Annotated in this window: 20 protein-coding genes; 4 read left to right on the top strand and 16 right to left on the bottom strand. The window is 68.2% G+C overall.

Going from position 1 to position 17,493, the window contains the following annotated elements:
- Positions 1 to 101 precede the first annotated feature (101 nt).
- From thiL to ACJ4V0_RS02890, 15 genes are all read right to left on the bottom strand, one after another.
- Positions 102 to 1,097: a thiamine-phosphate kinase gene (gene thiL, locus ACJ4V0_RS02820; RefSeq protein ID WP_448298038.1), complete on the bottom strand. Its 996-nt coding sequence runs from the start codon at positions 1,095 to 1,097 to the stop codon at positions 102 to 104.
- A gap of 47 nt (positions 1,098 to 1,144) precedes the next feature.
- Entirely contained in the window at positions 1,145 to 1,630 is a 486-nt protein-coding gene (gene nusB / locus ACJ4V0_RS02825) for a transcription antitermination factor NusB (RefSeq protein ID WP_448298039.1), read from the bottom strand.
- A complete protein-coding gene (gene ribH / locus ACJ4V0_RS02830; protein ID WP_448298040.1) occupies positions 1,630 to 2,115 on the bottom strand; it encodes a 6,7-dimethyl-8-ribityllumazine synthase in 486 nt (161 codons plus the stop codon). The genes nusB and ribH overlap by 1 nt, the downstream gene beginning before the upstream one ends.
- A gap of 27 nt (positions 2,116 to 2,142) precedes the next feature.
- A complete protein-coding gene (locus tag ACJ4V0_RS02835) occupies positions 2,143 to 2,757 on the bottom strand; it encodes a riboflavin synthase (protein WP_448298041.1) in 615 nt (204 codons plus the stop codon).
- Between the two features lie 13 nt (positions 2,758 to 2,770).
- The gene (gene ribD, locus ACJ4V0_RS02840; RefSeq protein ID WP_448298042.1) at positions 2,771 to 3,853 is read right to left on the bottom strand and encodes a bifunctional diaminohydroxyphosphoribosylaminopyrimidine deaminase/5-amino-6-(5-phosphoribosylamino)uracil reductase RibD; all 1,083 of its coding nucleotides are present in this window, start codon (positions 3,851 to 3,853) and stop codon (positions 2,771 to 2,773) included.
- A gap of 43 nt (positions 3,854 to 3,896) precedes the next feature.
- Entirely contained in the window at positions 3,897 to 4,379 is a 483-nt protein-coding gene (nrdR, locus tag ACJ4V0_RS02845) for a transcriptional regulator NrdR (RefSeq protein ID WP_448298043.1), read from the bottom strand.
- A gap of 15 nt (positions 4,380 to 4,394) precedes the next feature.
- Positions 4,395 to 5,702, bottom strand: a complete 1,308-nt coding sequence (gene glyA, locus ACJ4V0_RS02850) for a serine hydroxymethyltransferase (protein ID WP_448298044.1) — start codon at positions 5,700 to 5,702, stop codon at positions 4,395 to 4,397.
- 129 nt (positions 5,703 to 5,831) lie between these two features.
- The gene (locus tag ACJ4V0_RS02855; RefSeq protein ID WP_448298045.1) at positions 5,832 to 6,029 is read right to left on the bottom strand and encodes a DUF6898 family protein; all 198 of its coding nucleotides are present in this window, start codon (positions 6,027 to 6,029) and stop codon (positions 5,832 to 5,834) included.
- Between the two features lie 171 nt (positions 6,030 to 6,200).
- Positions 6,201 to 7,481 (bottom strand): L,D-transpeptidase family protein, encoded by a 1,281-nt coding sequence (locus ACJ4V0_RS02860; RefSeq protein ID WP_448298046.1) that lies wholly within the window; start codon positions 7,479 to 7,481, stop codon positions 6,201 to 6,203.
- Between the two features lie 276 nt (positions 7,482 to 7,757).
- On the bottom strand, positions 7,758 to 7,889 hold the full coding sequence (locus ACJ4V0_RS02865; protein WP_448298047.1) for a hypothetical protein: 132 nt from the start codon (positions 7,887 to 7,889) through the stop codon (positions 7,758 to 7,760).
- 16 nt (positions 7,890 to 7,905) lie between these two features.
- Entirely contained in the window at positions 7,906 to 8,430 is a 525-nt protein-coding gene (gene ldtR, locus ACJ4V0_RS02870; RefSeq protein WP_448298460.1) for a transcriptional regulator LdtR, read from the bottom strand.
- A 464-nt stretch (positions 8,431 to 8,894) separates the two neighbouring features.
- Positions 8,895 to 9,782 (bottom strand): 3-hydroxyisobutyrate dehydrogenase, encoded by an 888-nt coding sequence (gene mmsB / locus ACJ4V0_RS02875; RefSeq protein ID WP_448298048.1) that lies wholly within the window; start codon positions 9,780 to 9,782, stop codon positions 8,895 to 8,897.
- A gap of 68 nt (positions 9,783 to 9,850) precedes the next feature.
- Positions 9,851 to 10,324: a DUF6163 family protein gene (locus ACJ4V0_RS02880; RefSeq protein ID WP_448298049.1), complete on the bottom strand. Its 474-nt coding sequence runs from the start codon at positions 10,322 to 10,324 to the stop codon at positions 9,851 to 9,853.
- 10 nt (positions 10,325 to 10,334) lie between these two features.
- The gene (locus tag ACJ4V0_RS02885) at positions 10,335 to 11,426 is read right to left on the bottom strand and encodes an enoyl-CoA hydratase/isomerase family protein (RefSeq protein ID WP_448298050.1); all 1,092 of its coding nucleotides are present in this window, start codon (positions 11,424 to 11,426) and stop codon (positions 10,335 to 10,337) included.
- Between the two features lie 12 nt (positions 11,427 to 11,438).
- Positions 11,439 to 12,578, bottom strand: a complete 1,140-nt coding sequence (locus tag ACJ4V0_RS02890; RefSeq protein WP_448298051.1) for an acyl-CoA dehydrogenase family protein — start codon at positions 12,576 to 12,578, stop codon at positions 11,439 to 11,441.
- A gap of 186 nt (positions 12,579 to 12,764) precedes the next feature.
- Between ACJ4V0_RS02890 and hemB the strand changes: the two genes are divergently transcribed.
- The 4 genes from hemB to ACJ4V0_RS02910 all read left to right on the top strand — a co-directional run bounded on the left by hemB (position 12,765) and on the right by ACJ4V0_RS02910 (position 16,340).
- Positions 12,765 to 13,814: a porphobilinogen synthase gene (gene hemB / locus ACJ4V0_RS02895; RefSeq protein ID WP_448298052.1), complete on the top strand. Its 1,050-nt coding sequence runs from the start codon at positions 12,765 to 12,767 to the stop codon at positions 13,812 to 13,814.
- 11 nt (positions 13,815 to 13,825) lie between these two features.
- Positions 13,826 to 14,230 carry a hypothetical protein gene (locus tag ACJ4V0_RS02900; RefSeq protein WP_448298053.1) on the top strand — a complete coding sequence of 135 codons (405 nt, stop codon included), beginning with the start codon at positions 13,826 to 13,828 and terminating at the stop codon, positions 14,228 to 14,230.
- A gap of 35 nt (positions 14,231 to 14,265) precedes the next feature.
- Positions 14,266 to 15,492, top strand: coding sequence for a threonine ammonia-lyase (locus ACJ4V0_RS02905; RefSeq protein WP_448298054.1), 1,227 nt, complete (start codon positions 14,266 to 14,268; stop codon positions 15,490 to 15,492).
- A gap of 95 nt (positions 15,493 to 15,587) precedes the next feature.
- Positions 15,588 to 16,340 (top strand): arginyltransferase, encoded by a 753-nt coding sequence (locus ACJ4V0_RS02910; RefSeq protein ID WP_448298055.1) that lies wholly within the window; start codon positions 15,588 to 15,590, stop codon positions 16,338 to 16,340.
- Between the two features lie 12 nt (positions 16,341 to 16,352).
- Here the strand turns inward: ACJ4V0_RS02910 and ACJ4V0_RS02915 are convergent, their stop codons facing one another.
- Positions 16,353 to 17,390, bottom strand: coding sequence for an amino acid ABC transporter substrate-binding protein (locus tag ACJ4V0_RS02915; protein WP_448298056.1), 1,038 nt, complete (start codon positions 17,388 to 17,390; stop codon positions 16,353 to 16,355).
- Between the last annotated feature and the right edge of the window lie 103 nt (positions 17,391 to 17,493).

A 17,493-nucleotide genomic window follows, 5' to 3' on the forward strand; every position in this document is an offset into this window, starting at 1 on the left:
GGCATCTGTTTTATGAGATGTTAGGCGAGATTGCCGCGATGACACCCCATGCGAGAGGATGGCGGTCCCGGCGCGGCACGCATGGCGCCCTGCGATGCCGCTCAGAAGTGCTCGTAGCGGCCGGAGCCGAAGGAGACGGGTGCGCCCGCCGCATCGAGGAAGCGGGTCCCTCCCTCGACGGTCACCTCCCCGATGATCGCCAGCGGCACGCTCGCATGCCCTGCGGCTGCCAAAAGCTCCGGGAGACCATCCGGGGCGCAGGCGAGCAGGATCTCGTAGTCGTCGCCACCGGTCATGATCCGCTGCCGGAGCGTCGTGTCGGCCGCCAAGGTCGCGCGGGCGGCGGCCGAGAGCGGCACATCGGCGAGCCGGACGACCGCCCCGGTCCCCGAGGCCGCCATCATCTTTGCGAGGTCTCCCGCAAGGCCATCCGAAACGTCCATGGCGGCGCTGGCCCAGCGGCCGACCGCCTCCACCAAGGTCGTCCGAGGCCTGGGAGCGAGATAGCGGTCCACGAGATGACGGCGATGTTCGAGGGCGAGAGCGCCAAGCCAGGCCGGGGCCGTGGCGGGATCGCGTTCCGCGGCGCGGGCGATCACACCGAGCGCGCCGTCGCCGATCGTTCCGGTGACGCAGATGACGTCGCCAGCTCGCGCGCCGCGCCGGCGAACGGTGCGTTTCGCGCGACCGAAGGCGGTAATGGAGATGGTCAGTGGTCCCGGCACCTTCACCGTGTCGCCGCCATAGAGCGGGCAGCCATAGGCCCAGATGTCGCGCGCGAGGCCCCCGGCGAACGCGGCAAGGAAGTCCGTGGTCCAGTCGGGCGGCAGGCCGAGGCCAAGCAGGAAGCCGGTCGGCACGGCGCCCTTGGCCGCGAGATCGGAGAGATTGACCCTCAATGCCTTGGCCGCGATCAGGTCCGGCGGGTCGTCGGGGAAGAAATGGACGCCGGCGATCGCCATGTCCTTGGTGACGACGAGATCACCCTCCCCCTCTGGGATGACGGCGGCGTCGTCCGTCAGACCGTCAGCCCCCGCCGCCGTGGCGAGCGGCGCGAAATAGCGGGCAATCAGGTCGTCTTCGGATGGGCGGGTCATGGGCAGATGATGGCCGAAAGCCCGGGCGAAAGGGAGGGCCGACCCTGTCAGGCTTTCGGCGCCTCGCCCATCTCGGCGGCGCGCACGCGCTTGGCGATCTTGTCGAGCACGGCATTGGCCATGCCGACTTCCTCGCGGTCGACGAAGGCGTCGGCCACGTCGACATATTCGGCGATGATGACCTTGGCCGGCACGTCGGGCCGCTCGAAGAGTTCGTAGGTGCCGGCACGCAGCACCGCCCGCAGAACCGCCTCGATGCGGCGCAGCGGCCACTCGTCAGCGAGGATACGGTCCACCGCCACGTCGATGCGCTGCTGCTCGCGCATCACGCCCTGGATGATGTCGCGGAAGAACTGGTGGTCGGCGGGCAGATAGGTCTCGCCCTCGACCTCGCGGCCCATCCAGAAGGTCTGGAAGGAACCGATGACGTCGTTGATGTCGGAGCCTGCGACGTCCATCTGGTAGAGCGCCTGGACGGCGGCGAGGCGCGCCGTGCCGCGCTTGTTCGCCTGTTTCGGAGCCGGTTCGGCCATCAGACCTTCTCCGCCGCGCGCTTCATGCGGATCATGGCGAGGCAGGCCTTGGCCGCGCCGCCGCCCTTGTCCATCTCGCCCGCCCGCGCGCGGGTCCAGGCCTGGGCGTCGTTCTCGACGGTGAGGATGCCGTTGCCGAGCGGCATCTTGCGCGACACCGACAGGTCCATCAGGGCGCGCGAGCTCTCCTGCGAGACGATCTCGTAATGCGTGGTCTCGCCGCGGATGACGGTGCCGAGCGCCACGGCCCCGTCGAAGGGACGGCCGCGGGCGGCAGCGCCGTCCATCAGGATGGCGATGGCCGCCGGGATCTCCAGTGCCCCGGGGACGGTATGGGTCTCGTGGGTGGCGCCGACAGCATCCAGTGCCGCGATCGCGCCCTCGAGGAGGGCGTCAGCGATGTCCTCATAGAACCGCGCCTCGACGATCAGGACGCGGGCATGGGTCGGAATCACGTGCTCGGGCGCGGAACGCGGGGCGGCCATGGCAGATCCTTCGGAATGGGAGCGGCTCTAGTAGCCCTCAGCCTGCGCCTCCGCAAGGCGGGCCGCATAGCGGGCCATCATGTCGACCTCGATATTGACTCGGGTGCCCGCTTTCGCCGCGCCCCAGGTGGTCACCGCCAGCGTGTGCGGGATCATGGTGACGGTGAAGGTATCGCCCTCGACCCCGTTGACGGTGAGCGAGGTGCCGTCGAGCGCGACCGAGCCCTTCTCGGCGATGAACCTGGCGAGATCGCGCGGCGCGCGGAACACGAACCAGGCCGTGCCGTCGCGGTCCTCGCGCGAGACGATCTCGGCGACGCCATCGACATGGCCGGTGACGATGTGACCGCCGAGTTCGTCGCCGATCCGGAGCGAACGCTCAAGGTTGATCGCCTGTCCCACCGTCCAGGCCCCGAGGGTCGTCCGGGCGAGGGTTTCGCCTGACGCATCCACCGTGATCAGCGTCCGCTCGCCCTCAGGCGTGAGCGAGGTGACGGTGAGGCAGATGCCCATGTGGCAGACCGAGGCGCCGAGCGGCAGGCTCTCGGCGGGATAGGAACAGGCGACGGTGAGGTGGCGGGCCGAACCCGTCTCTGCGACGGCGACGATCTCGCCCACGTCGGTGATGATGCCGGTGAACATGGGGCGGGGCTCCTCAGGGACCAATCGGATCGGGGCGGAAGGTTTCGAGCAGGTCGCATCCCGCCATGCGGCTCTCGGCGAGACGGTAGCGCTCGGGCATGGGCTCCACGAAGCCCGGAACGCCGGCGCCGAGAGCAGCGGGCGAGCGGGCCACGATGATCTCGTCGGCAAGATGGGATCGCATCAGCGTCGCCGCCAGGATCGGCCCGCCTTCGCTCATGACGCGGGTGATGCCGCGGACGGCGAGCAGGCGCAGGGCGGCGCCCATGTCGACGGAGCCGTCATCGCGGCGGGAGACCAGCATGACCTCGCAGCCGGCCTGCCGCAGGGCGCGCTCGGCTTCCGGTGGCGCGCCCACGGTGGAGATGACCCAGGTCGGCACGTCGCGCGCCGTCGCAACCAGACGGGAGGTGAGCGGCAGGCGCAGGCGCGAGTCGATGATGACCCGGACCGGCGAGCGATTCTCCATACCCGGCAGGCGGCAGGTGAGCATGGGGTCGTCCGCCAGCACGGTGCCGATGCCGATCATGATGGCGTCAGCCATGGCGCGGACGAGATGCAATTGGGCTGTGGCGGCCGGGCAGCTGATCTGGGTGCGGGCGCCCCCGGCAGCGGCGACGAAGCCGTCGGCGGAGAGGGCCATTTTCAACTGCACATAGGGGCGGCCGAGCCTCACCCGGGTGAAGTGACCGCGATGGTCGAGGCCCGCCTCCCCGCCGCCGAGGCCGACATCGACGCCGATCCCGTAGGCGCGCAGCATGTGGAAGCCGCGCCCGTGCACGCGCGGATCGGGGTCGCCGACGGCGCAGACGACGCGGGCGATCCCGGCGCGGGCGAGAGCGTCGGAACAGGGCGCCGTCCGCCCGTAGTGGGAACAGGGCTCAAGGGTGACATAGGCCGTGGCGCCGCGCGTCGACAGCCCGCCCGACACGGCAACGGCATGGGCGATGGCGGTGGTCTCGCCGTGCGGCCGGCCTCCCGCCTGCGTCACGCCGCGTCCGACGATGACGCCATCCTTCACCAGTACGCAGCCGACCGAGGGGTTCGGCCAGGCATGGCCGAGGTTGCGCCGGCCGAGGCGCAATGCGTGATCCATGAAGTGCGCGTCCGCGGCCGTGAAGGCGACGCCTGCCATGACGCTAGCGGCGTTTGGGATCGGCCGGCGCGTCGCCGTCCTCGGCCATCTCGCCGATGAGCTGCTGGAATTCGCGCGGATCGCGGAAATTGCGATAGACGGAGGCGAAGCGGACATAGGCGACGTCATCGAGCGCCTTCAGCGCCTCCATGACGATGCGCCCAATGTTTTCGGCGGGAATGTCGCTCTCCCCCGATGCCTCGAGCTGCCGGACGATGCCCGAGACGAGCCTCTCCACGCGTTCGGGATCGACCGGCCGTTTGCGCAGTGCGATCTGGATGGAGCGCATCAGCTTGTCGCGGTCGAAGGGCACACGCTTGCCCGAGCGCTTGACGACGATGAGCTCGCGCAACTGCACCCGCTCAAAAGTCGTGAAGCGGCCGCCGCATTCCGTACAGACGCGCCGGCGGCGGATGGCGGAGCCGTCCTCGGTCGGACGGCTATCCTTCACCTGCGTGTCGGCGAAGCCGCAGAAGGGGCAGCGCACGGTGCGCGCGCCCCGTCAGGAATAGATCGGGAAGCGGGCGGCGAGATCCTTCACCTTCTCCCGCACGGCGGCCTCGACCTCGGCATTGCCCTCGTCCGAATTGGACTTCGACAGTCCGTCGAGGGTCTCGGCGATGAGTTCGCCGATACGCTTGAATTCGGCGATGCCGAAGCCGCGCGTCGTGCCGACCGGCGTGCCGAGCCGCACTCCCGAAGTGACGAAGGGCTTCTGCGGGTCGAAGGGGATGCCGTTCTTGTTGCAGGTAATCCAGGCGCGCCCGAGGGCTGCCTCGGAGGCCTTGCCGGTGAGGTTCTTCGGCCGGAGGTCGACCAGCATCAGGTGGTTGTCGGTGCCGCCGGTGACGAGGTCGAAGCCGGCCGCCTTCAGCGTCTCGGCCAGCGCCTTGGCGTTGGCGACGACGGCGTGGGCATAAGACTTGAAGTCCGGTCGCAGCGCCTCGCCGAAGGCCACCGCCTTGGCGGCGATGACATGCATGAGCGGGCCGCCCTGCATGCCCGGGAAGACGGCCGAGTTGAACTTCTTGGCGAGGTCCTCGTCATTGGTAAGGATCATGCCGCCGCGCGGGCCGCGCAGAGTCTTGTGGGTGGTGGTCGTCGCCACATGGGCGTGCGGAAAGGGCGAGGGATGGGCGCCGCCCGCCACCAGGCCGGCAAAATGGGCCATGTCGACAAAGAGAATGGCTCCAACCGCATCGGCAATTTCGCGGAAGCGGGCGAAGTCCCAGAAGCGGGCATAGGCCGAGCCGCCGGCGACGATCACCTTCGGCTTCGTCTCGTGGGCGATGCGCTCCACCTCGTCCATGTCGATGAGCTGGTCCTCACGGCGCACCGTATAGGGCGCAACCTTGAACCACTTGCCGGAAACGTTGACCGGCGAGCCGTGGGTCAGGTGGCCGCCGGCGGCGAGGTCGAGGCCCATGAAGGTATCGCCCGGCTGCATCAGCGCCATGAACACGGCCTGGTTCGCCTGGCTGCCGGAGTTCGGCTGGACGTTGGCGAACCTGCAGCCGAACAGCTTGGTGGCCCGCTCGATGGCGACATTCTCGGCGATGTCGACGAACTGGCAGCCGCCGTAGTAGCGCTTGCCCGGATAGCCTTCCGCATACTTGTTGGTCATCACCGAGCCCTGCGCCTCCATGACGGCGCGCGAGACGATGTTCTCCGAGGCGATCAGCTCGATCTCGTGCTGCTGGCGACCGAGTTCCTTCTGGATGGCGTCGAAGATGACGGGATCGCTGTCAGCAAGCGAGGCCGAGAAGAAGCCGTCGAAGGGCTGGTAGGCGGCAGCGGAAGACGAGGACATCCGGATCACTCCGTGGGCGCGGGGAGGTGCGCCGGTTCGGTCGGGAAGATGAGGCAAGCCGGTAGCACAGCGCCCGATGCGAGTCCAAGGTTCAGCGCGCTTCCGACACCAGACCTTGTGCCGATGCGGTCAGCCCTCCCCCGCATCCTGCGCCAGCCGGCGTTCCAGCTTGCGGCGGGCGAGGCGCTCGAGATCATGCAGGGCGGCATGGACCGGCCCCATGACCACGACCTCGGTGCCGGTCTCGGCGCAGATCGCCGCGACGCGCACGAAGCCGCCGACCGGCGTGTGCTCGAAATAGACGGTGCGGGCGGGCGATTCGGGCATGATCCACTGTGCCACGGGTCAGGGTGCCGTGGTGAGGGGCACGCCGCCTTGCCGCGGCGCTGGCTTGTCGAGAGAAGGTCGCCTTGCATCGATGCAGGGAACGCGTCCTCAAACAAGAATGCCCGGCGCGAGGCCGGGCATTCTTTCGAAGTGATAGATGATCTGCTGTGATCAGCGCAGTGCGACCGGCTGCGCGCTGGCGCCGGCCGCCTGGGCGCCGATGCCGTCGCGCTGGTAGATGTCGTCACGGAACTGCACCAGCCCGTCCGGATTGGCCCAGCCGGTGATGTAGACCCAATAGACCGGAACCGGCTGCAGCGGCTTGGCGTCGACCCGGTCGGTGGTGCGGAAGATGCGGTCGATTTCCGAGCGGCTCCACTGCGTGCCCTGCAGGATCCAGGCGATGAGCTCGCGCACGTTCTGCACGCGGGCGCAGCCGGAGGAGTGGAAGCGCTGGTCCTCGCCGAACAGGCCCTTGGAGGGCGTGTCGTGCATGTAGACCGCATGCTGGTTCGGAATATTGATGCGCACGTTGCCCATCGAGTTGCCCTCGAACGGGTCCTGGCGGAAGCGGAAGTTCATCGCATCCATGGAATTCCAGTTGATGGATTCCGGCGGAACTTCCTGGCCCTGGCCGTTGAACACGCGGATGCGGTTCTTGGCCAGATAGTCCGGCTCGGCCTGCATCTTCGGGATGAGGTCCTTGCGGATGATGGAGGCCGGCACCGTCCAGTAGGGGTTGAAGTTGATGTCCTGGACGCGGGTCGAGATGATCGGCGACTGGCGGTCGATCTTGCCGACGACGGTGACGTGGCGCGAGACGACCGTGCCGTTCTCCACCGCCTCGAGCTGGGCGGCGGGGATGTTCATGACGATGAAGCGGTTGCCGAGGAAGCCGGAATGGGCGCGCACGCGCACCAGATTGGTCTCGAGCTGGCGCAGCCGCATCTCGGCCGGCACGTTGAGCGCGGCGAAGGTCGACTCGCGCACCTGCCCGTCGGGCGAGATGCCGTGGCGGGTCTGGAAGCGCTTCACGGCGGTGTCGACGAAACTGTCGAAGACGTCGGACCGGCCGGAGGAGGCGTCGAGATCGCCCGAGGCGATCAGCCGCTCGCGCAGGGCGACGACGGCCGGCCGGCGCGTGCCGATGCGCAGGCGCTCGCGGGTCGGGACAGCCTGCCAGCCGCCGCGCGAGACGATCTGCTGATACTGGGCGATGGCCTGCTCGAGCCCCTGCACGGTGTGCGGGCCGAGGACCGGATAGGGATTGCGCGTGGAGCGCGACCGCGACCCGGCGTCGAAGCTGTCGGACCATTCGGCAACCGCCTCGCGGCGGGCGTTCTGGGCGAGAACGGGGCTCGCTGCGGAGAGGGCAGCGAGAGACGCCATGCCTCCGAGGAGCGCACGCCGGTGCAGGCGATGTGCGGGGGACGCGGTCGAACGATCGGTCACGGTGTCGGCTCCGAATGATCGGCGGTCTTCACCCCGCCGAGCGGGAGGAGACACCATTATCCTTAAGGAATGCCAAGCGGCAGGTGTCTTTCACCTAGGGCAACCAATGTGACCAACTCAAGGCATCGCGTGCAGATCGGCCCCGCAAAATGCCGTGAACCCCCATCCGGGGACCGGATGCGCGCGGACTCCAGGGATGGCGGCAAGAAAAGAAATGAGGCCGGCGGGCACACCGGCCTCGTGAGTGATGGGGGTCTGAGGAGGTCGCTCAGACCCTCATTCGCGGTGGTCGCGGCGCGCCTTCAGAAGCAGGGCCGCGCCCGTCACGCCAAGCATGTTCTCGGCGAGCAGCAGAACCATGGAAAGGCCGGCCGCGAGGACGGCCCAATCGGACGAGAGGATGTGCATGGCCGGTCCCGCGCGGTCAGAGGCGATAGAGGATCTGGTCGGTCCAGAACCGCTCCAGGCGCAGCAGCGACTTGTTGAGCGACTTGAAGTCATCGAGGCCGATGCCGCCGACCTGCTCGACGGTGCGGACGTGCTTGGCGTAGAGCGCCTTGACGATCTCGGCGACCTCATGCCCCTTGTCGGTGAGGCTGATGCGAACCGAGCGGCGGTCGATGCGCGAGCGCTGGTGGGACAGGTAGCCCATCTCGACCAGCTTCTTGAGATTGTAGGACACGTTCGAGCCGAGATAGTAACCCTTGGTGCGCAGCTCGCCGGCCGTCAGCTCCCTGTCGCCGATGTTGAACAGCAGCAGAGCCTGCACGGCGTTGATGTCGGAACGGTTGCGACGGTCGAACTCGTCCTTGATCACGTCCAGCAAGCGGCGGTGCAGGCGCTCGATGAGCGTCAGCGCTTCCATATAGACGGGCGTGATGGCCTCGAAACGCTCGAGGCGCTCGGGGGAGATCGGCGGCGACGCGACATCGCGCGTCTTGGTCAACATGCTCATGGGACGCCTCTTGTCCTGGTTGGCGCCGGGGCGTTTTTTGGCCCTCGGCCGAGCGGCCCTGTCCTCCGCTCGTGTCAGGCCAATCTAGGACAGCGAATTTTAAGAGCCCCCGAACAAACAGCGTGAAGGCGGTTTAACCATTACTTGCTCAACAATATATTGCGTTGACTTCTCAACAATATCTCATTGTCTTTTCATAAACCTGACGGCATCCGCGCAACGTTCGATAAAGGATCGGAATCGCGGATTCTCAAGGGCATGGCCGGTGGTCTTTACGGACTGTTCAAATCCCGGCAATGGCCTGTCAACCATTCCGGGGAGACGCCATCCGGAGGCTTGTCCGGATGGCGTTCAACACCTGTTCAGCATGGAGCCAATGACCCTGCGGAAGAATTTTCAGGCCAACTTCCGTGCGGTCAAGGGCAGCCCCGCGAGGTGCCGTTAGGGAAGGCTGCCAGTCACTGCCCGCGCAGGAAGTTGACGATCCCCGAGAAGTCCGTCCCGGCCTCGCCCTGGCCGGCATAGAGCCCGTAGAGCGCTGTCGCCTCCGCGCCGAGGGGCGTGACCGCTCCCGCCGAGCGGGCTGCGTCCTGGGCGAGTTTCAGGTCCTTCAGCATCATCGCTGCCGTGAAGCCGGCCTGATAATTGCGGTTGGCGGGCGAGGTCGGCACGGGGCCGGGCACCGGGCAATAGGTGGTCAGCGACCAGGACTGGCCGGAGGACTTCGAGGCGATGTCGAAGAGCTTCTGCGCGTCGAGGCCGAGCTTTTCGGCCAGCACGAAGGCTTCCGACGTGGCGATCATCGTGATGCCGAGGATCATGTTGTTGCAGATCTTGGCCGCCTGCCCGTTCCCGGGCCCGCCGGCATGGACGATGGTCTTGCCCATCGCGTCGAGATAGGGCTTCGCCGCGGCGAAGGCGGCATCCTCGCCGCCGCACATGAAGGTCAGCGTGCCGGCGCTGGCGCCGCCGACGCCGCCGGAGACCGGCGCGTCGATCATCGACAGGCCGCGGGCGGCGGCCTCCTTCGCCACAGCCCGCGCCGTATCGACGTCAATGGTGGAGGAATCGATCAGCAGAGCGCCCGCCTTCGCCCTGGCAATGATGCCGGCCTCGCCGCGATAGAGGGCGCTCACCTCGCGCCCCGAGGGCAGCATGGTGACGATGACGTCGGCGTCCGTCAGCGCCTCGGGAATGGACGCGGCCCCAACGCCGCCCGCCGCGACATGGCGCTCCACGGCGGCCGGGCTGACGTCGGTGCCGACGACGCGATGCCCGGCCCTGACCAGGTTGGCGGCCATGGGTCCGCCCATATTGCCGAGGCCGATGAAGGCGATGGTGCTCATAATGTCCTCCCGTTGTTCGATGGACCGTCCGGCTCTTGGCGGCCGGGCCGGCGGGCAGCCGCAGCCGCCTAGTCGTTGAATGCGTCTTCCGCCTGCCGCGCCGCGAGAAACGCTGCGGCGGCGAAGAACAGGACCAGGACGCCGTCCGCGAGCGTCGCAGGCAGCGGCCGGGCCGCGGCCTGGACCCAGCCTTGCAGGCCGGCCAGCATGGCCAGATCGATCGCCACGGCGACGATGGTCGCCAGGAGCCAGACCACGCCGCCCCAGGCGGAGGCGAGCCATAGCCCGACGCCGGCCACCAGTTCGATCACCGCGAAGAAGACCGTGGAGGCCTGAAGGCCGGGGGGGAAATCCTCGAAGCCAATGCCGTCCGCGTTGGTTCCGCCGCAGATCACCAGCCATTGCATCAGGCCGCGGCCGATGACGAGCACGGCAAGGGCGCGCATGAAGATCCGGTAGATGCGCGCCCAGTCGACCCGCCGCTCCTCGTCAGCGACGTGGATCGGCGCATCGGTCATGTCGCGGACCCTGGGGGCGTTCATCGTGTCCGACTCACGATCGCACCAGGACGGGCGGCACCAGTTCGCCGGCGTCGAGCGGCGCGAAATGGGCCTCGATCATGGCGGGGGTCACCTCGGCGAGGCTTGCCGGCGACCAGCGTGGCGCATTGTCCTTGTCGATGATGACGGCGCGGACGCCTTCGTAGAAGTCGTGGCCGCGGCAGATGCGCGAGACGATGCGGAACTCGGTCCTCATCGCGTCCTCGAAATCCATCGCCCTGCCCGCGCGCACCTGCGCGAGCGCGATCTTCATCGAGATCGACGACTTGGTCAGCATGGTGCGCAGGGTCTGGCCGCACCATTCGTCGCCTGTTGTCTCGGCGGCGGCCAGCGCCTCCATGATCTGTTCCACCGTGTCGAAGCGAAAGCACGCATCGATGGCCGCACGGCGGGCCGTCACGCTGGCCGGCAGGGTCGCAACGTCGGCAAAGCCTTCGAGAACCTGGTCGACGGTGTCCCGACCGCAGAGCGCGTCGAGCACCTCGGCGAAGCGATCGGACGCCATCGCGTGGGTGGCAAGGCCGGTCGACAGCGCGTCGCCCTGTTTCATGCGCTCGCCGGTCAGGGCGAAATAGGCGCCGATCTCGCCGGGGATCCGCGGCAGGAAATAGGTGCCGCCGACGTCGGGGAAGAAGCCGATGCCTACCTCCGGCATCGCGAAGACGAACTTCTCGCCGGCAACGACATGGCTGCCGTTGATGGAGATGCCGACCCCGCCGCCCATGACGATGCCGTCGACGAGCGAGACATAGGGCTTCGGGTAGCGCTTGATGAGAACGTTGAGCTCGTATTCCTCGCGCCAGAACTGCAGCGCCTCGTCATGGCGGCCGGCCCTGCCGAGATCATGCAGTACGCGGATATCGCCGCCGGCGCAGAAGGCGCGGCCGCCGGCCCCCACCACCACGACGCGGGTGACCGCCGGATCGCCGGCCCAGGCGTCGAGCGCCCGCCGCATATCCCGCACCATGGTCAGCGTCAGGGCGTTCAGCGCCTTGGGGCGATTGAGCGTCAGAAGGCCGGCGGAGCCGCGCCGCTCGATCAGGACCTCAGGCTCGGAGGCGGCCGGGATGGGAATGTCGCTCATGACCTGCCTGTATCACGCGCCGAGCAGGTCACGCGAGACAATGACGCGCATGATCTCGTTGGTGCCTTCGAGGATCTGGTGGACGCGCACGTCGCGCAGGACGCGCTCGATGGGGTGGTCGTTAAGATAGCCGTAGCCGCCGTGCAGCTGCAGGCAGCCGTTGACGACCTCGAAGCCGACGTCTGTGGCGAAGCGCTTGGCCATGGCGGCGAGCGTCGTGGCGCGCGGGTCCTTCTCGCCGACCGCCACCGCGGCGCGGCGCACCATCAGGCGCGCGGCCTCCAGTTCGGTCGCATAGTCCGCGATGCGGAAGCGCAGCGCCTGGAAGCTCTTGATCGCCTGCCCGAACTGCTTGCGGTCGCCCATGTAGGCGATGGTGCGGTCGAGGCAGAACTGCGCGCCGCCGAGCGAGCAGGCCGCGATGTTGAGGCGACCGCCGTCAAGCCCGGCCATGGCGATGCGGAAGCCCTGGCCCTCCTCCCCCACCATGTTCTCGGCGGGCACGCGGACATCGTCGAAGTCGACCGCGGCGGTCGGCTGGCTTTTCCAGCCGAGCTTCTTCTCCTGCGCGCCGAAGGAGAGGCCGGGCGTGTCCTTGTCGACGACGAAGCAGGAGATGCCGCGCGCGCCCTCCCCGCCGGTGCGGGCCATAACGACATAGACGTCGGACCGCCCGCCGCCCGATATGAAGGCCTTGGCGCCGTTGATGACCCAGGAGTTGCCGTCCCTGACCGCACGGGTGCGCAAGGAGGCGGCATCCGACCCCGCTCCCGCCTCGGTCAGGCAGTAGCTGGCGAAGGTCTTCATGGCGCAGAGATCGGGCACGTAGCGGCGCCGGAGGTCCGCGTGGCCATAGGCGTCGATCATCCAGGCGGCCATGTTGTGGATCGAGATATAGGCCGTGGTGGAGACGCAGCCTTGCGCCAGCTCCTCGAAGATCACCGCGGCGTCAAGGCGGGTGAGGCCGGAGCCGCCGACGTCTTCACGGACATAGATGCCGCCGAAACCGAGCGCGGCGGCCTTGCGCAAGGTCTCCTCGGGAAAGACGGAGCCGGCGTCCCAGTCGCGCGCGAAAGGCTCCATCTCGGCCGCCGCGAAGTCGCGCGCCACCTGACGGAAGGCTTCCTGGTCTTCGGAAAGGGCGAAATCCATCGGCAGGCAATCCCGGGGAAAAACCGCTCCATTCGCTTAGGGGGCTTCAGGGCACCTGGTCAATTCGGCCGCGTGGGGGAGGACCGATCTGGATCAAATCCTCCCGCCGCAGCACTGTTCCGAACGATTCCAGAGTGGTATTGCCTCTGTCATGTTCAGCGGCCGCAGCAGCCGCGGAGACCGGTCATGACCCTTCGTGCTTTCCACAAGCCCGCCACCGAGACGGCCTCGGGGACGTCATCGAAGCTGGATATGGCGACGCGCATGCGCCGGAACCGCAAGGCGGACTGGTCGCGCCGTCTGGTGCGCGAGACCGTTCTGACCACCAACGACCTGATCTGGCCGATCTTTCTCGTCGACGCCCACGAGGCGCGCACGCCCGTCGCCACCATGCCCGGGATCGACCGCATCTCCATCGACGAGGCGGTGCGCGAGGCGGAAAAAGCCGCGCGTCTCGGCATTCCGGCGCTCGCCCCCTTCCCCTATGTCGACCCGGCCCTGCGCGATCCCGTCGGCTCGGAGGCGGAGAACCACCGCAACCTGATGTGCCGCGCCGTGCGCGCCATCAAGGCCGCAGTGCCGGAGATCGGGCTCATCACCGATGCGGCGCTCGACCCCTATACCTCGCACGGCCATGACGGCGTGCTGACCGACGAGGGACGCATCCTCAACGACGAGACCGTCGCCATCCTCTGCCGGCAGGCGCTGGCGCTTGCCGAGGCTGGCGCCGACTGCATCGCCCCATCCGACATGATGGACGGGCGCATCGGCGCCATCCGCGCCGCGCTCGACGCACAGGGCTTCGTCGACGTCCAGATCATGAGCTATGCGGCGAAATACGCCTCGGCCTTCTACGGCCCGTTCCGCGACGCCATCGGCACCAAGACGACGCTGGTCGGCGACAAGCGTACCTACCAGATGGACCCGGCCAATTCCGACGAGGCGCTGCGCGAGGTCGAGATCGATATCGCCGAAGGCGCCGACATGGTCATGGTGAAGCCCGGCATGCCCTATCTCGACATCTGCCGGCGAGTGAAGGACACGTTCGGCGTGCCGACCTTCGCCTACCAGGTGTCCGGCGAGTACGCGATGATCGAGATGGCGGCGCGTGCCGGCGCCATCGACGGCGAGCGCGCCATGCTGGAGAGCCTGATCGCGTTCAAGCGGGCCGGCTGCGACGGCATCCTCACCTATTTCGCGCCGCGCGTCGCAGGCCTCCTCAGCGCCTCGGCGTGAGGATCGCCGGCATGGCTGCCGTGGCGGCGGGATTGACACTCGCCGGCTGCACGCCCGTCGTCGCTCCGGACCAGCTCGCCCTCTGCCGGGAGGTGCTGCCCGCCCTGCACGATCCGCTCACCGCCATCCGCGAGACCCGCCACGATCCCGTCGGCGACGACCGAAAGGCTGTGCGGATCGACTATCTGGCGGAGCGGCCCGGGCGGGCGCGCACCGTCCACTACGCGATCTGCCATTTCGACGGTCGCGATGCGCGCGGCCGTCCCGAGCTCGCCGACCTCGTCACCGAGCGAGGCCCCTTCCCCGGCATCCGCTTCGTCATCCTCAAGCGCTGGTGGCTCGGACAGAGCCCCGTGCCGCCGCGATCGGAGGCGCGCGGCCGCTCGGGCCTCGCGGAAACGGCGCGCTCGGGCTAAGACAGGGACACCGCCAACCACCCCCGGAGAGCGCCGTGAGCCTGACCTATTCCGCCATCATGGCGGCCCGCGCCACCATCGCCGGGCAGGTCATGCGGACGCCCATGCTGCCGGCGCCACCCCTGTCGGCGATCACCGGCGCCGAGGTCTTCGTCAAATACGAGAACATGCAGGTCACGAACTCCTTCAAGGAGCGCGGAGCGCTGGTGAAGCTGTCCACCCTCACCGACGAGGAGCGCCGGCGCGGCGTCATCGCCATGTCGGCCGGCAACCATGCCCAGGCCGTTGCGCTGCATGCGAGCCGCCTCGGCATTCCCGCCACCATCGTCATGCCGGAGACGACGCCCTTCGTGAAGGTGGCGGCGACGCGCTCCTACGGTGCCACGGTGGTGCTCGACGGCGAGACGCTGTCCGAGGCGCAGGCCCGCGCAGAAATGATCCACGGCGAGGAGAACCGCGTCTGGGTTCATCCCTACGACGACCTCGCCGTCATGGCGGGACAGGGCACCGTCGCCTGCGAGATGCTGGAGGAGGTGCCCGACCTCGACATGCTCGTCATCCCCATCGGCGGCGGCGGGCTGATCGGCGGCAATGCGGTGGCGGCGAAGGTGATCCGGCCGTCGATCGAGATCGTCGGCGTCGAGGCCGCGCTCTATCCGTCCATGTGGAACGCGTTCCACGGCGGGAACCGGCCCGTCGGCGGGCCGACGCTGGCCGAGGGCATCGCGGTCAAGATCGTCGGACGGGCGACCCTTCCCGTCGTGCGCGAACACGTCGCCGACATTGTGCTCGCGAGCGAGAGCGATCTCGAAAGGGCCGTGAACCTCTATCTCACCCGGCTGAAGACCATCGCCGAGGGCGCCGGGGCGGCGGGCCTTGCCGCCATGCTCGCCGAGCCGGAGCGCTTCCGCGGCCGCAAGGTCGGGCTCATCCTGTGCGGCGGCAACATCGACCCGCGCATCCTCGCCTCCATCATGGTGCGCGAACTGGAACGCGAGAGCCGCATCGTCTCGGTGCGCATTGCCATCCCGGACCGGCCCGGCGTGCTCGGCCTCATCGCAACCCTCATCGGCCGGCTCGGCGCCAACATCCTGCAGGTCGAGCATCGGAGACTTTTCCTCGACACGCCGGCCAAGGGCACCAAGCTGGACGTGACGCTGGAAGTGCGGGACGGTTCTCATCTGCACGAGATCCTCGCCGCGCTGGAGGCCGAGGGCCTGCCGGCGGTGCGGATCGAGACCGGCGGCGGCCAGCTCGGCTGAATACGCGGCGGCTGCGCCTTTGACGGGGGCGGCAGCGGGACTATCTTGGTGGTGGCCGGGCTCGCCCGCAGCCGCGAATCGCCCCGGACCCGACCTTGACGCAGCAGCCGCGCGACACTCCCCAGTTCTACCTCACGGCGCCGACGCCGTGCCCCTATCTGCCGGGTCAGTCCGAACGAAAGGTCTTCACCCATCTCGTCGGCCCCAAGGCGCCGCAGCTCAACGACATCCTCACCCAGGGCGGTTTCCGGCGGTCGCAGTCGATCGCCTACCGGCCGGCCTGCGAGACCTGCCGGGCCTGCGTCTCGGTGCGGGTGCCGGTCGCCGATTTCCGCCCCGGCCGCTCGTTCCGGAAGGTGATGCTGCGGAATGCCGATCTCGTCGGCGAGATGCGCCCGGCGATCCCGACCTCCGAGCAGTATTCGACCTTCCGCGCCTATCTCGACGCCCGCCACCGCAACGGCGGCATGGCCGACATGACCGTGCTCGACTACGCGATGATGGTCGAGGACAGCCATGTGAAGACGCGCGTCGTGGAATACCGCAGGCGCGACGCGGACACGGGCATCAACGGACGCAGCAAGGGCGACATCCTCGCCTGCGTCCTCACCGACATCCTCGCCGACGGGCTGTCTCTGGTCTATTCCTTCTATGAGCCCGATCATGCGGACCGCTCGCTGGGCACGCTGGTGATCCTCGATCACATCGCGCGGGCGAAGACCATGGGCCTGCCCTACGTCTATCTCGGCTACTGGGTCGAGGGCTCGCGCAAGATGGACTACAAGGCGCGCTTCCTGCCGCAGGAACGGCTTGCGCCCGAGGGCTGGGTCAGGGTTGAAGCCCCCTGACCCGCCGACACCTCACCGGAACGGCGGCGAATATTGCAGGCCGCCGCGGGTCCAGAGCTGGTTCGGCCCGCGCGGCAGGCCGACACGACTGCCGGCGCCGAGGTTGCGGTCGAAGCTCTCGCCGTAGTTGCCGATGTGGCGGATGATGCGCACCACCCAGTCGCGGGTGAGGCCGAGCTGCTCGCCAAAGGCCCCGTCGACACCGAGCAGGCGCTTGATCTCAGGATTGCTGCTCTTCGTCATCTCCATGACGTTGGCCTGGGTGACGCCAAGTTCCTCGGCCGAGATGAGCGCGAACAGGGTCCAGCGGACGATGTCGAACCACTGGCCGTCGCCCTTGCGCACCCAGGGGCCGAGCGGCTCCTTGGAGATGACCTCGGGGAGGACCATGTGGTCGTCGGGCTTCGTCAGTAGCAGGCGGTTGGTGGCAAGCTGCGACATGTCGGTGGTGTAGGCGTCGCAGCGCCCGGTGTCATAGGCCTTGGCCACCTCGTCGAGGCTGCCGAAGGTGACGACCTGGTAGGTCAGGTTGTTGGTGCGGAAATAGTCGGCGAGGTTCAGCTCGTTGGTCGTGCCCTGCGACACGCAGATGGTGGCGCCGCTGAGGTCGCGGACGGACTTCAGGTTGGCCGCCTTGCGCACCATGAAGCCCTGGCCGTCGTAGTAGTTGATCGCGGTGAAGGCGAGGCCCTGGCCGAGTTCGCGGCCGATAGACCACGTCGTGGTGCGCGACAGCACGTCGATATTGCCGGCCTGCAGCGAGATCAGCCGGTCCTTCGAGGCCAGCGGCAGGTAGCGCGCCTTGTCGGGGTCGTCGAAGATCGCCGCCGCCAGCGCCCGGCAGAAGTCGGTGTCGAAGCCGCGCCAGACGCCGGCATCATTCGGCTGGGAAAAGCCCGGAACGCCCTGGCTGGCGCCGCAGAGGATGTGGCCGCGCTCCTTGACGCGGGCGAGCGTGGCGCCGGCCGGCGTCTGGGCGAGGGCGGCGCCCGCGCCAACGATCAACGCGATGGCTGCCGCCGAAACCGATTTCAACGAGATCATGACCATTCCCCCAGGGTCCGCTCTCTGCGGTCACCCACTTCGGCATTCAACCGGACCCGACGGAGTTCCGAAAGCCCCAGCGGAGATTTATCCAGCAGCAGCGGTAGGC

It is taken from the genome of Phreatobacter aquiterrae, from assembly GCF_053471285.1.